10 protein-coding genes are annotated in these 12980 nt (G+C 70.1%); 7 read left to right on the plus strand and 3 right to left on the minus strand.

The window, feature by feature from the left end; all coding sequences use genetic code 11:
- Window positions 1-486: 486 nt before the first annotated feature.
- Window positions 487-2028 (minus strand): AMP-binding protein, encoded by a 1542-nt coding sequence (locus AB0H78_RS07285; RefSeq protein WP_363233273.1) that lies wholly within the window; start codon window positions 2026-2028, stop codon window positions 487-489.
- A 157-nt stretch (window positions 2029-2185) separates the two neighbouring features.
- On the opposite strand from AB0H78_RS07285, the gene AB0H78_RS07290 reads away from it, so the two are divergent.
- Window positions 2186-2830 (plus strand): LysE family translocator, encoded by a 645-nt coding sequence (locus AB0H78_RS07290; protein WP_363233274.1) that lies wholly within the window; start codon window positions 2186-2188, stop codon window positions 2828-2830.
- Between the two features lie 89 nt (window positions 2831-2919).
- Here the strand turns inward: AB0H78_RS07290 and AB0H78_RS07295 are convergent, their stop codons facing one another.
- On the minus strand, window positions 2920-4020 hold the full coding sequence (locus tag AB0H78_RS07295) for a winged helix DNA-binding domain-containing protein (protein ID WP_363233275.1): 1101 nt from the start codon (window positions 4018-4020) through the stop codon (window positions 2920-2922).
- 154 nt (window positions 4021-4174) lie between these two features.
- Between AB0H78_RS07295 and AB0H78_RS07300 the strand changes: the two genes are divergently transcribed.
- The 5 genes from AB0H78_RS07300 (at window position 4175) to AB0H78_RS07320 (ending at window position 11130) form a co-directional block, all read left to right on the plus strand.
- On the plus strand, window positions 4175-5302 hold the full coding sequence (locus tag AB0H78_RS07300) for a magnesium and cobalt transport protein CorA (RefSeq protein WP_363233276.1): 1128 nt from the start codon (window positions 4175-4177) through the stop codon (window positions 5300-5302).
- Window positions 5303-5409: 107 nt separating this feature from the next.
- On the plus strand, window positions 5410-5784 hold the full coding sequence (locus AB0H78_RS07305) for a hypothetical protein (RefSeq protein WP_363233277.1): 375 nt from the start codon (window positions 5410-5412) through the stop codon (window positions 5782-5784).
- Between the two features lie 123 nt (window positions 5785-5907).
- On the plus strand, window positions 5908-8211 hold the full coding sequence (locus AB0H78_RS07310) for an NB-ARC domain-containing protein (protein ID WP_363233278.1): 2304 nt from the start codon (window positions 5908-5910) through the stop codon (window positions 8209-8211).
- A 92-nt stretch (window positions 8212-8303) separates the two neighbouring features.
- Window positions 8304-10166 carry a rhamnogalacturonan lyase gene (locus tag AB0H78_RS07315; RefSeq protein WP_363233279.1) on the plus strand — a complete coding sequence of 621 codons (1863 nt, stop codon included), beginning with the start codon at window positions 8304-8306 and terminating at the stop codon, window positions 10164-10166.
- 55 nt (window positions 10167-10221) lie between these two features.
- Entirely contained in the window at window positions 10222-11130 is a 909-nt protein-coding gene (locus AB0H78_RS07320; protein WP_363233280.1) for an aminoglycoside phosphotransferase family protein, read from the plus strand.
- On the opposite strand, the gene AB0H78_RS07325 is transcribed toward AB0H78_RS07320, so the two are convergent.
- The gene (locus AB0H78_RS07325; protein WP_363233281.1) at window positions 11120-11698 is read right to left on the minus strand and encodes a helix-turn-helix domain-containing protein; all 579 of its coding nucleotides are present in this window, start codon (window positions 11696-11698) and stop codon (window positions 11120-11122) included. The genes AB0H78_RS07320 and AB0H78_RS07325 overlap by 11 nt on opposite strands.
- 90 nt (window positions 11699-11788) lie before the next feature.
- Between AB0H78_RS07325 and AB0H78_RS07330 the strand changes: the two genes are divergently transcribed.
- Window positions 11789-12829 (plus strand): saccharopine dehydrogenase NADP-binding domain-containing protein, encoded by a 1041-nt coding sequence (locus AB0H78_RS07330; RefSeq protein WP_363233282.1) that lies wholly within the window; start codon window positions 11789-11791, stop codon window positions 12827-12829.
- Window positions 12830-12980 lie beyond the last annotated feature (151 nt).

Here is a 12980-nt window from a genome sequence, read left to right on the forward strand (position 1 = left end):
CCCGCCCCATGGGAGGTCCTCGCCCCCCGAGCCGCGCTGTTCATCTCCCCGCAGGGCCCCCGCCCTGCTCATGACTTGCCGGCCACTTGAGCACTGCACGCACAGGCCCGTCGAGACCTCGGTACTCCCCGCACCTGAGGCCCTGACCACCCATAACACCAGGCCAATGGATTGCCATTTGTCGGTTTGTATCCCGGCAAGTGAAGCAACGTCACTCTAGAGCACCGGAACCCTGCTGAAGAGGGGGATGTGTGGAATTCGTGCCCAAGATATGAAGCCGTTTACCCGGGCCTACGTACGCCTGCCGGTTCCTTGACAACGAAGTCGTACCGCGCGACCTGCGGCGACGGTTCGGCGCAACCGGAAGGGAGGACCACGAAATCTGCGCCTGCCTTCGCCAGGCCCCCCGGCCTTCACCGGCTCCGGCACCAACCGCGCCCCCTGAGACCCTTCAACCTCCAAGCGGAGGGGCGGTGTTGAGGGCGGTCAGTTGACGCCGCGGTCCAGGCCGTTCCAGTAGGGCTCGCGCAGCTTGAACTTCTGGATCTTTCCCGTGGCCGTACGCGGAATCGCGTCGCGGATCTCGACGGAGGTCGGCGCCTTGTACCCGGCCATCCTCTCCTTGCAGTACGCGATGATGTCGGCCTCCTGCACCGTCGCCCCGTCGGTCAGCACCACGAGGGCCAGAATCGTCTCGCCCCACTTCTCGTGCGGTACGCCGATGACAGCGACCTCGGCGACCGCCGGGTGGCTGAAAATGGTGTCCTCCACCTCGATGGACGAGACGTTCTCACCCCCCGTGATGATCACGTCCTTCTTCCGGTCCGAGATCGTCAGGTGGCCGTCCGCCGCGTCGATCGTCCCGCCGTCGCCGGTGTGGAACCAGCCGCCCTCCAGGGCCGCTTCGCTCTCCTCGGGCTTCTCCCAGTACCCCTGGAGCACGGTGTTCGAACGGGCCAGGACCTCACCGGACTCCGCGACCTTCAGCCCGACCCCGAGCGCGGGAACTCCCGCACGGGACAGCCTCCGTGCCCGCTCCTGAGCCGGCAGTGCGGCATCGGCGGGCCGGGTGCGGTTGAACGTGAGGAGAGGGGAGGTCTCGGTCAGCCCGTAGATCTGGGTGAACTCCCAGCCCAGTTCCTCGCCCATCCGCTGGATCATCCGGCTCGGCGGCGGCGCTCCCGCGCACACGACACGCACCTTCTCGCGGCCGGGGATCTCACCGTCCCAGGTCGCCGCGGCGTCGAGGACGGCGTTCCACACGGCGGGCGCACCGCACATCAGCGTGACGCCGTGCTCCTCGACGCGGCGCAGGATCTCCGCCCCGTCCACCTTGCGCAGCGCCACCTGTTTCACGCCGAGTCCGGCCATGACGAAGGGCATCCCCCAGCCGTTGCAGTGGAACATCGGCAGCGTGTGCATGTAGACGTCGCGCTCCCAGGCCCGGGTGTGCAGGCCGAGGGTGAGGCCGTTGACCCAGATGTTGCGGTGCGTGAGCTGTACGCCCTTGGGGCGGGCGGTCGTGCCCGAGGTGTAGTTGATGGTCGCCGTGGCGTCCTCGTCCGGGTCCGCCCACGGGCGCGGCTCCACACCGAACCGCATGACCTGCGTGTCGGTCTCCTCGCCCAGCACGAAACGGTGGCGCGCCTTGACCCCGGAGAGCGCACCGTCCAGCTCGGGGTCGACCAGGAGGACCGAGGCACCGCTCTGCCGCACCATGTAGTCGATCTCGTCCGGCTTGAGCCGGAAGTTGACGGGCACGCACACCCGGCCGCTCATCGGTACGGCGAACAACAGCTCCAGCATCCGGGTGGAGTTGTGGCTGACCACCGCCACCCGCTCCCCCGGCCCCACCCCCAGGGCGTCGAAGCCGGCCTGCCACGCGCGGACCCGTTCGCCGAGCTGTCCGTACGTGGAGGTGGGCACCGGCCGGGCCGGCTGGTTCGGCTCGTCGACCACTCCGGGCGTCGAAGCGAAGCCCCACTCGGCACGGTCGAGGAAGTCGGAGATCGTCATCGGTGTGCGCATAGTGCTGTCTCTCCCCGTGATGGGCGGGCTCGTCACCACCATCGTGGTGTCCGTGACCTGGATCTCGCCACCCCCTCGCCCGGCCGTGCGCGGTTCTCCACAACCGTGGCAGCGACCGCGCCACCCTGCTTGGATGGGCCGCAAGGGGGTGTGGGACATGGTGTCCACCGATCGTTTTCTCGCCTTCGCGGCGATGTCACTGCTGATCATCTCGATCCCGGGGCCGAGCGTCCTGTTCATCATCGGCCGGGCGCTCGCCCACGGCCGCAGGACGGCTGTCGCCACCGCGCTGGGCAATGTGTTCGGCTCGTATCTGCTGGTGGTGATCGTCGCGCTGGGTGTCGGGGCGGTGGTCGAGCGTTCGCTGGTGGTCTTCATGGCCCTGAAGCTGGCGGGGGCCGCGTATCTGGTGTTCCTGGGCGTACAGGCCTTCCGGCACCGCAAGGAGATGAAGCTCACCGCACGCACACCCGAGGCCCCGGCGGCGCGCGGGGATCTGCGCACGGTGGCCGACGGCGCTCTGGTGGGGCTGACCAACCCGAAGGGGATCGTCTTCTTCGCCGCCGTACTGCCGCAGTTCGTGAACCAGGCGGCCGGTCATGTGCCCGTGCAGATGCTGCTGTTGGGCCTGATCCCGATCTCGATCGGCCTGGTCACGGACACCCTCTGGGGCCTGACGGCCTCCGCGGCGCGCTCCTGGTTCGGCCGCTCGGAGCGCCGCCTGTCGATGATCGGCGGGGCGGGGGGCTTCGCCATGATCGGGCTCGGGGTGACGGTGGCGGCCACGGGCCGGGCGGACTGAGCCGGGGCGCCCGGGGCGTCAACGGCACGTCAAAGTGCGGCGCCGGGGAGCTCTGTCGGTGGCTGCCAACGACATGCTGCGCCGCGACGTCACTGCGCCGTGAAGTCCACGAAGCGCACCTCGCGTTCGGCGGCGCCTGTCATGGAGGCGAGCAGCCGCTCCCCCTCCTCGGCCAGCGCGGCCCGCTCGGCGCGCGTCGGCTTCCCGAACGGTTCGATCTCCAGATGCGCGGCGCCCTTCCCCTCCTTGAGCCGCCACACCCCGGCGAGGAACCCGTCGAGCAGGAAGACGCAGTAGGCCTGATTCCCTTTCCAGGTACGGCCCTTGTACTCGGCCGGGCCCATCCGCGACCGGTCGGCGTGCGAGAGCAGCAGATTGTCGAACTCGGGGAGGAACCGGGGCGGGGCGGGGGTGTCCGCGTCGGGCCTGGGCGCGTCGGGCAGATCGAAGAGCTCGACTCCGCTCTCCTCGTCCCGGAACGTGACGAGCTGAGGCCGCAGCCGCTCGAAGACCTCCTTCAGCCGGGTCAGCCCGGCCCAGGTCTGCATGTCCTTCACCGACGCGGGCCCGAAGGCGCCGAGATAGCGCAGCACGGTCTCGTCGGGCGCGGGTACGTCTTCGGGCTTGCGCCCCAGCCAGTGCTCGATGGTGGTGAGCGCGACCTGGCCGCTCTTCCCCCAGAGCCCGCGCGGCGTGACCTGGACGAGGGGAAGGGTGCACCGGGCGGCGACAGAGAGGGACATCGGGTCGGCGTCCGGCCACTCCTGGAGCAACGCCTCCCTGATCTCCTTCATGGTGCGGGGGCGCTCCTCGACGAGCGCCCGCGAGAGCTCCCCGAGCCGCTCGATTCCGACCCCGACGAGGCCCGTGCGGAATATCTTCAGCTCTCGGTCGCGGGCCCCCTGGACCAGCGGCCGCAGGGTGAGGGCGTCGTCGGCGGTGTGCAGATGAATGGTGGAACGCATGGTCACCATCCGGACGGCTCCGCGCTCCTCGAGCAGCGTGGAGAGCTCCTCGGGCCGGAAACCGTCGAGCCTCGACCAGAGGGCGTAGTACGGCGGCCTGACGTTCTGCGCCTGCAGACCGAGCAGGTGCGCGACGGCGTCCTCGGCGGACATCGCGGCACGGCTCAGCAGGAGCTGCCGCTGGAGGGTGGCGCGATTGAGGGCGCGGGTGCTCATCGTGTCCATGACTGGCACGTTATCCACCCTCGCGGACACCTTCTGTCCTCATCGAAGAAATCTCTCCACCCCGCCAAGGCGATATGGGGCGTATATCCTGTCCCGGAGCACGATCAGACCGGACGCACGTACGAGGCGACCCGAGCCGGGAGGAGCAGCAGCGATGCGCAGGCCCCCTTGGCGCCACCGGCCCCCGCCGCCCACGACCCGGCCGCTCCCGCCGGCCACCGCGCCGTCACCCGAGACGCCGGCCCCCGCGCCGAACGACAACGGAAGCGTCGTCCACGCCGCGCTCTACCGCGACGGCCGCCGCGTCTCGACCCCCGACTCGCTCGCCGACACCTTCCGCCAGCTGCGCCGGCACCCGGACGGCATGGCCTGGATCGGCCTCCATCGCCCCACCGAACCCGAACTCCTCTCCCTGGCCGCCGAGTTCGACCTCCACCCGCTCGCCGTAGAAGACGCCCTGGAGGCCCATCAGCGCCCCAAACTGGAGCGCTACGGCGACACGCTCTTCGTCGTACTGCGCGCCGCCCGCTATCTGGACGCCCAGGAGGAGGTCGACTTCGGCGAACTGCACGTGTTCCTCGGCAGGGACTTCCTCATCACGGTCCGCCACGGCGCGGCCCCCGACCTCTCCGCCGTACGCAAGCGGATGGAGGAGACGCCCCAACTCCTTGCCCTGGGACCGGAAGCCGCGCTGTACGCGATCCTCGACGCGGTCGTCGACGGGTACGCACCGGTGGTGACGGGCGTACAGATCGACGTGGACGAGATCGAGACCGAGGTCTTCAGCGGCGACCCCGAAGTTTCACGCCGTATCTACGAACTCTCCCGGGAAATTGTGGAGTTCCAGCGCGCGACCCGCCCCCTGGTGGGGATGCTGCACGCGCTGATGGCCGGATTCGCCAAGTACGGCACGGACGAGGAACTGCAGCGCTATCTGCGCGATGTCGCCGACCACGTCACGCACACCAGCGAACGCGTGGACGGCTTCCGCCAGGCCCTGACCGAGATCCTCACGGTCAACGCAACGCTCGTCACCCAGCAGCAGAACGCGGAGATGCGGGCCCTGGCGGAGGCCGGTTTCCAGCAGAACGAGGAGATCAAGAAGATCTCCTCCTGGGCCGCCATCCTCTTCGCCCCCACCCTGGTGGGAACGATCTACGGCATGAACTTCGAGAACATGCCGGAGCTGGGCTGGAGGTTCGGCTACCCCTTCGCGATCGGCCTGATGGCACTGGTCTGCGTGAGCCTGTACTTCATCTTCAAGAAGCGCGACTGGCTCTGATTCCCCCGGCACGCGCATCTCCTCCCGGGGCTTGGAAGTGTCACCGACTGCGGTGACACTGGGGGAAGCGGCCCCCACCCCGTCCGCGGCAGCCCCGGGAGGGCGGCATGGAGCAGGTCCAGCAGGTCCTGACCGAGGTCATGAGGATCAGAGGGGCGCTGGGAGCCGTCGTCGTGGACTACCTCAGCCGGGTCACCCTCGGCGTCCAGGGCAACGGCACGGAACTCGATCTGCACAAGGTCGGGGAGGTCGACACCGATGTGATCCGGGCCAAGTTCCACGCGCTGTCCGTGCTCGGCTATCCGCCCGGCGATCTGCAGGACATCCTGGTCACGCTCACCGACGAGTACCACCTCATTCATCCGCTGTCGCAGCGCAAGCTGCAGGGGGTCTTCATCTATCTCGTACTCGACCGCAACAGTGCCGCCCTGGCCGTGGCCCGCGCGCGCCTGCGCGAGATCGAGGAGGCATTCGACCTCTGAACCTCCGCCCGCCGAACCCCCGGTCTCAAGGCCGCACGCACGGGGCTACGCTGGGAACGGAAGTCGCCGCAGTCGGCTGGAGGCTGTCGCGTGAGTGATCAAGTCCCTTGCCCCAAGGGGAACTTGCCTGCCCGGTTCTCCACGTTCATCGGCCGCGAAACGGAGATCGGGACGATCGGCCGCGCCCTGCGGATCCGGCCCCTGGTCACCGTCACCGGGGTCGGCGGGGTGGGCAAGACCCGGCTCGCGGTCCAGGCGGCGCTCGCCGTCCAGGACCGTTTCCCGGACGGGATCTGGCTGGTGGAACTGGCCGAACTGCACACCGAGGAGCTGGTGCCGCGCGCCGTCGCCGATGCCCTGGGGCTGCGGGAACAGGCCCTGCGTCCGCTCGTCGAGATCCTGGCCGACGCCCTCACCGGCAAGCGGCTGCTGCTGATCCTGGACGGCTGCGAACGTCTGGTCACCGGCACCTCCGCGCTCGCCGCCGCCCTGACAGCGGCCGTACCGGGTCTGCGCATCCTGTCCACCAGCCGGCAGCCGCTCACCCTGCCCGGCGAACACCTCCTGCCGCTCGCCCCGTTCGCACACAATGGTGAACTCGACGACGCCGTAAGGCTGTTCATGGACCGGGCGGCGGCCAAGAGTTCCGACGTCGTACCCCCCGCGGACCAGCTGGAAGCCGTACGAACCCTCTGTGCGCGCCTGGAGGGAATTCCGCTGGCCATCGAACTCGCCGCGGCCCGGCTGCGCCTGCTCTCCGTGGAGCAGATAGATGCCATGCTCCAGGACCGCTTCCGGCTCCTGTCCCACCACAGCCGCGGCGCTCCCCCGCGCCATCACACCCTGCGCGCGGCGATCGGCTGGAGCCATGAACTGTGCACGCCCGCCGAGCGGTTGCTCTGGGCCAGGCTGTCCGTCTTCACCTCCTCCTTCGACCTGGAAGCGGCCGAGGCGATCTGCTCGGACGCCGACCTCCCGCAGCAGGACGTCTCCGGCGTACTGCGGGAACTGGCCTGCAAGTCGATCCTGATCCAGGACGGCACCGGCGAGCACGCCCGCTTCCGGATGCTGGACACCGTGCGGGAGTACGGACGCACCTGGCTGCGGGAGCTCGCCGACGAGGACCGGATCGCGGACCGGCACGCGGCGTTCTATCTGCGCCTCGCCCGCCAGGCGGAGGCCGCCTGGTCGGGCCCCGGCCAGCCCGCCTGGTACACCAGGATGACCGCCGAGCACCCGCACGTCAGGGCCGCCATCGAGCACCTCCTCACCCACCCGGGACGCGGCAGACAAGCCCTGGAACTCGCCGCCCGGATGTGGTTCATGTGGGTCGCCTGCGGGCGGCTGCGCGAGGGCCGCCTCTATCTCGACCGGGCCCTGCGCCTGGACGTCGAGCCCTGCCGTGAGCGTACGAGAGCCCTGTGGACCTGCGGCTGGATCGCCGGCGTCCAGGTCGACGCGGCCGGCGCCACCCCGTATCTGGAGGAGGCCGCAGCCGCTGCGGCCGCACGCGACGATCCGGAGGCCGCCGCCTTCGCCCTGCAGTGGCTGGGCCTGGTCGCCTTTCTCCGCGGCGACTGGGACGGCGCCATCACCCTGCTCGACCGGGCCGTGGCCCAGCACGGTCCGCACACCTCGCTCAACCCCGGCCCCGTCCCGGCCCGCACCCTGCTGGCAGCGGCCTGGCTGGCCCGCGCCCGCACCGACCGGGCCGTGTCGATCCTGACCGAGGCCCGCTCCCTGTGCACCGCGTCCGGCGAGATCTGGATGCGCTCGCACATCGACTGGCTGCTGGCGCAGGCCGACCGCGCCAAGGGCCGCTTCTCCGCCGCGGTCGCCCGCACCCGTGACGCCCTGTGGGTCCAGCACACCTTCCACGACGTGATCGGCATGGCCGTCGCGCTCGAAGTACTCGCCGGTCTGCAGGCCTCCCTCCTCGAAGCGGACCTCTCGGCCCATCTGCTGGGATCCGCCGACCACTTGCGCCACGCCTACGCCGTCTCCGTCGCAGGCGCCCCCTTCCTGGCCGCCATCAGGGCACAGGCCACCACCACCGCCCGCGAGCAGCTCGGCTCCGACGCCTTCGGCCTGGCCTTCGCCGAGGGCGCCCGGATGGACATGCCCGAGGCGGTGGCCTACGCCCTCGACGCCCCGCTCACCCCGCCCCCGCCGGCCCCCATCGCCTACCGCAGGCCGCTGAGCGCCGCAGAGGTCTCGGTGGCCCAGCACGTCGCCCGCGGTCTCACGGACCGGGCGATCGCGGAGCGGCTGCGGCTGGATCCGCGCACCGTCGACGACCGCATCCGTGACGTACTCGCCACCCTCGGCCTCGCCGACCGCGCGGAGCTCGCCACCTGGGCGGCCTGGCGCTGGCCCGCGACGACGGGCGCCGATGCCACGGACGCCCCGCGGAACAGCGGGAGTTGAGGGCAACCTTTCGCGCCCCGGCGGCGACATCAGCACGGACATGCCTTCCGCCATGCCGCCGACTCGCCTTCGACCGCGCAGGAGGATTCACCGTGCAGTACTCGCATCGATCCCGACGGCGCCCACTGCTGACAGCACTCATCGCCGGAACACTCGCCGCCGCCGGTCTCATCGCCCTGCCCGACACCTCGTCCGCCGCGACCGCCCGCCAGGTCGAGGCGCTCGACCGGGGCGTGGTCAGCGTGCACACCGACGCGGGGAACCTGGTCAGCTGGCGCTGGCTGGGCACCGACTCCGACACCGTGGCGTTCAACGTCTACCGGGCGGGTACGAAGCTCAACTCCGCCCCGGTCACGGGCTCCACGAACTACTTCCACTCCGGCGCGCCCGCCCAGGCCGACTACACGGTGCGCGCCGTGGTGAACGGCGTCGAGCAGGGCGACTCGGTGCACGCCGTGCAGCTGCGTACGGGCTACAAGGACGTCCCGATCTCCGCCCCGGCCGGTGGCACGACCCCGGACGGGGTGGCGTACACCTACGAGGCGAACGACGCGAGCGTCGGCGATCTCGACGGGGACGGCGCACTCGACTTCGTACTGAAGTGGACGCCGACGAACGCCAAGGACAACTCCCAGTCGGGCTACACCGGCAACACGATCGTCGACGGCATCAAACTGGACGGCACCCGGCTGTGGCGCATCGACCTCGGCCGCAACATCCGCTCCGGGGCGCACTACACCCAGTTCCAGGTGTACGACTACGACGGCGACGGCAAGGCGGAGGTCGCCATGAAGACCGCCGACGCATCGGTCGACGGCGCGGGGAAGGTCATCGGCTCCGCCTCCGCCGACCACCGCAACTCCAGCGGCTATGTCCTGTCGGGGCCGGAGTATCTGACCATGTTCAACGGGCAGTCGGGCGCCGCGATGGGCACCGTCGACTACGTCCCGGCGCGCGGCACCGTCTCCTCCTGGGGCGACAGCTACGGCAACCGCGTGGACCGCTTCCTGGCCGGTACGGCCTATCTCGACGGCGCCCGCCCCTCGCTGATCATGGCGCGCGGTTACTACACGCGTACGGTGATCGCCGCCTGGGACTGGCGCGGCGGAGCCTTCACCCGCCGCTGGACCTTCGACACCAACTCCTCGACCAACAGCGGCAAGGGGTACGACAGCCAGGGCAACCACAGCCTGTCGGTCGCCGATGTGGACCAGGACGGCAAGGACGAGATCGTCTACGGCTCGATGGCCGTGAACGACGACGGATCGGCCCTGTGGACCACGAAGAACGGCCACGGCGACGCCCTGCACGTAGGCGATCTGGACCCCTCACGCCCCGGCCTGGAGGAGTTCAAGGTCGACGAGGACTCCTCGAAACCGTCCTCGTGGTTCGCCGACGCGAAAACGGGCCAGGTGCTCTGGTCGACGCCCGCCAACGGCGACAACGGGCGGGGCGTCTCCGGTGACATCTGGTCCGGCAGCCCCGGCGCCGAGTCCTGGTCCTCGGCCGAGTCGGGCATCCGCAGCCCCTCGGGCGCGGTCGTCGGCCGCAAGCCGTCCAGCACCAACTTCCTTTCCTGGTGGGACGGGGACACCACCCGCGAGCTCCTCGACTCCACCCACATCGACAAGTACGGCACCGGCGCCGACACCCGGCTGCTGACCGGCGCGGGCGTGCACTCCAACAACTCCACCAAGGCCACCCCTTCGCTGTCGGGCGACATCCTCGGCGACTGGCGCGAGGAGGTGGTGTGGCCGACCACCGACAATTCCGCGCTGCGGATCTACTCCACTCCGTACGAGACGAGCACCCGCATCACTACGCTCCTCCACGACACCATGTACCGCACGGCCCTGGCGTGGCAGAACACCGCGTACAACCAGCCGCCGCACCCGAGCTTCTTCATCGGCAGCGGCATGGCGACCGCGCCGCGGCCGGTGGTCACCGCGCCCTGACCCGACAGGAGTCCGCTTGTTCCCCGAAGGAAGTGCACACGCAGGCGGGAGCGTCGTGAGCCGCGAACCGCTCTCGGGCGGTACGTACAACACGGTCACCCGGGTCACCCTGCGGGACGGCAGCGCATGGGTGGTGAAGGTGCCGCCGCCCGCCGGTACACCCCAAATGCGCTACGAACAGGGCCTGTTGCGCGGCGAGGCGGTCTATTTCACCGCGGCCGCCGAGGTGAAGGTGCCGGTCCCCGAGGTGGTCCAGGCGGAGTTCGCCGGCGCCGAGCCCTTCCTGGCGATGAGCGCCCTGCCCGGTGTCCCGTGGCACCAGGCAGGGCCCATCCTGGACGGCGAACGTGCGCCACTGCGAAGGGAGTTGGGCCGCATGGTGGGCCGGGCGCACACGGTCACCGGGCCCGCCTTCGGATATCCGGGCGAGCCCTGGGGTCCGCCGGCGCCCACCTGGCGGCAGGCCTTCACCGCGATGACGGACGCCGTGCTCGAAGACGCCGCGGACTACGGCTCCTGGCTCCCGCACCCCGCGGACCACATCAGGCAAACGCTCGCCGCGTCCGCGGACACGCTCGACGAGGTCGACCGCCCCGTCCTGGTGCACTTCGATCTCTGGGACGGAAACCTCCTGGTCGACGGCGCCCCGGGGGCGCGCAGGATCGGCGGCATCATCGACGGCGAGCGGATGTTCTGGGGGGACGCGGTCGCCGACTTCGTCTCGCTCGCCCTCCTCGGGGACATCGAGGACGACAAGGATTTCCTGGCGGGGTACGCGGAAACGGGCGGGCCCGTGGTGTTCGACGCCTCCGTGCGCCGCAGACTGGCGCTCTACCGCAGCTACCTCTACCTGATCATGCTGGTGGAGGTCGTCCCGCGCGGATATCCGGCCACCCATGTGGAGTGGGTGAAGCGCGAGGTCGCCCCGCGCCTCACCGAGGCCCTCGCCGCGCTCAGCGGCTGAGTCCCAGGAGCCGTTCCGCCTCGGCGGCCATCACGGGCAGTGCTCTCGCGGGGTCCTCGGATCTCGCGAGCAGCATGCCCGCCTCGCAGAGCGCCCCGAAGATCAGCTGACATCGGGCGGCCACGTCGCCCTCGCCCCCCGCCTGGTGAAGAACCGCCATCCCGGCCTGCAGCACACGCAGCGTATGCGCGTACTCGATCTCGCGGACGGTCTCCCAGCCCAGCACGGAAGGCCCGTCGAGCAGCACGATCCGCCGGAAGTCGGGGTCCAGGCAGCGTTCCAGGAAGGTCAGGCAGCCGGCCCGCAGCGCCGCCCCGGGGTCCGGTGCCTGCGCGGCGGCCTCTTCGAGAGCCGCGGCCATCCGCTCCTGCTGAAGGACGAAGACGGCGCGGAAGAGTCCTGCCTTCCCGGGGAAGTGGTGATAGGCCGCCCCTTTGGTCATGCCCGCCGCCGCGGCGACGGCATCGATGGACGTGGCGGCGTATCCGTCCCGGCCGAACAACTCCCGTGCCGCATCGAGCAGTTGGGCGGTGGTGGCGCCCGAGCGCTCCGCCTGGGTCCTGCGCATCACGCCACCGCACCTTCCCTTGACACTCATACCGGGGGTACGTAACTTACCCATCCAGGTTACATACCTTCGGTATGGAAGTGAGCGGACATGAGCAGCACCGCACCTCTCTTCGCCGTCTACGGAGCCACCGGGCACACCGGACGCCTGGTCGCCGCCGAACTCCTCTCCCGGGGCCAGGCCGTCCTCCTGGCCGGGCGCAACGCCGACGCCCTGCGCGCACTCGCCGCGGAACTCGGCTCGCCCGATCTCGTACGCACACAGACCGCACCCCTCGACGACCCGGCGGCTCTGCGCCGCCTCGCCGAGGCCGCCGACGTCGTGATCCACTGCGCCGGACCCTTCACCACCACCGGCGAGCCGGTCGCCACCGCGGCGGCCGAGGCCGGCACGCACTACATCGACCACGCGATCGAGCCGCACCCCGTCAAGAACCTCTTCGACACCCTCCAGGCGACGGCCGGGCGCACCGGCGCCGTGATGATCCCGCAGATGAGCTTCTACGGCGGGCTCGGCGATCTGCTCGCCGCCGCGGTCGCCGAGGGGATGCCCGACGCCGACCGGGTGACCGTCGGCTATTCGGTGACCGGCTGGCGCATGACCAAGGGGGCACGCAATACCGCCGAGCTCCTGATCGGCGAGATCGACCGGCTCACCTTCACGGAGGGCGCCCACCACGTGGGCCCGGTGGAGATCCGCAACGCGGTGTTCCCCTTCCCGCCGCCGGTAGGACCACGGAGCGTCATCGCCCCCTTCCCCTCCGGTGAGATCGTGACGATCCCCCGCCACATCCCGGCCCGCACGGTTGAGGCGCAACTCACATCGAGCACTTTCGAGGAGGAGCAGATCTTCAGCAGCGAGGACGCCACCCCCGAGGAGCGGGCCAGGACCGACTTCATGGTGGCCGTACAGGTCGTCGGCGCCTCCGGCGGCGGCCGCAACGGCCACCTGCGCGGACATGACATCTGGTCGGTCGGCGCCCTGGCCTCCGTGGTCGCAGCGACCCTGCTGACCAGTGGAAACGGACCGTCGAAGACCGGCGTGATGAGCGCCGCGGAGGCGTTCCCCGCAGCGGACTTCCTGCGCCGACTGGAGTCGCTGGGCGCCTTCACCCTGCATCTGCCCGGCTGAGCGTCCCGGGCGGCGTCCGCGCCGCCCGGTCGCAGGAAATGCCTCGATCCGGGAAAGTTTGGATAACGCAGGCAACCCCAATCGCCTCACAACCATTCTTCATGTATGCGAGTCACACGTTTGTCATCGCTACTCGCATACAGACACGGAG

The sequence above is a fragment of the Streptomyces sp. NPDC050738 genome (assembly GCF_040654175.1).
Taxonomy (GTDB): domain Bacteria; phylum Actinomycetota; class Actinomycetes; order Streptomycetales; family Streptomycetaceae; genus Streptomyces.

Coding starts and splice junctions, on each gene's coding strand:
- AB0H78_RS07295 (WP_363233275.1), bottom strand. CDS start 4,020: ATGGACACGATGAGCACCCGCGCCCTCAATCGCGCCACCCTCCAGCGG.
- AB0H78_RS07285 (WP_363233273.1), bottom strand. CDS start 2,028: ATGCGCACACCGATGACGATCTCCGACTTCCTCGACCGTGCCGAGTGG.
- AB0H78_RS07300 (WP_363233276.1), top strand. CDS start 4,175: ATGCGCAGGCCCCCTTGGCGCCACCGGCCCCCGCCGCCCACGACCCGG.
- AB0H78_RS07290 (WP_363233274.1), top strand. CDS start 2,186: ATGGTGTCCACCGATCGTTTTCTCGCCTTCGCGGCGATGTCACTGCTG.
- AB0H78_RS07305 (WP_363233277.1), top strand. CDS start 5,410: ATGGAGCAGGTCCAGCAGGTCCTGACCGAGGTCATGAGGATCAGAGGG.
- AB0H78_RS07330 (WP_363233282.1), top strand. CDS start 11,789: ATGAGCAGCACCGCACCTCTCTTCGCCGTCTACGGAGCCACCGGGCAC.
- AB0H78_RS07325 (WP_363233281.1), bottom strand. CDS start 11,698: ATGCGCAGGACCCAGGCGGAGCGCTCGGGCGCCACCACCGCCCAACTG.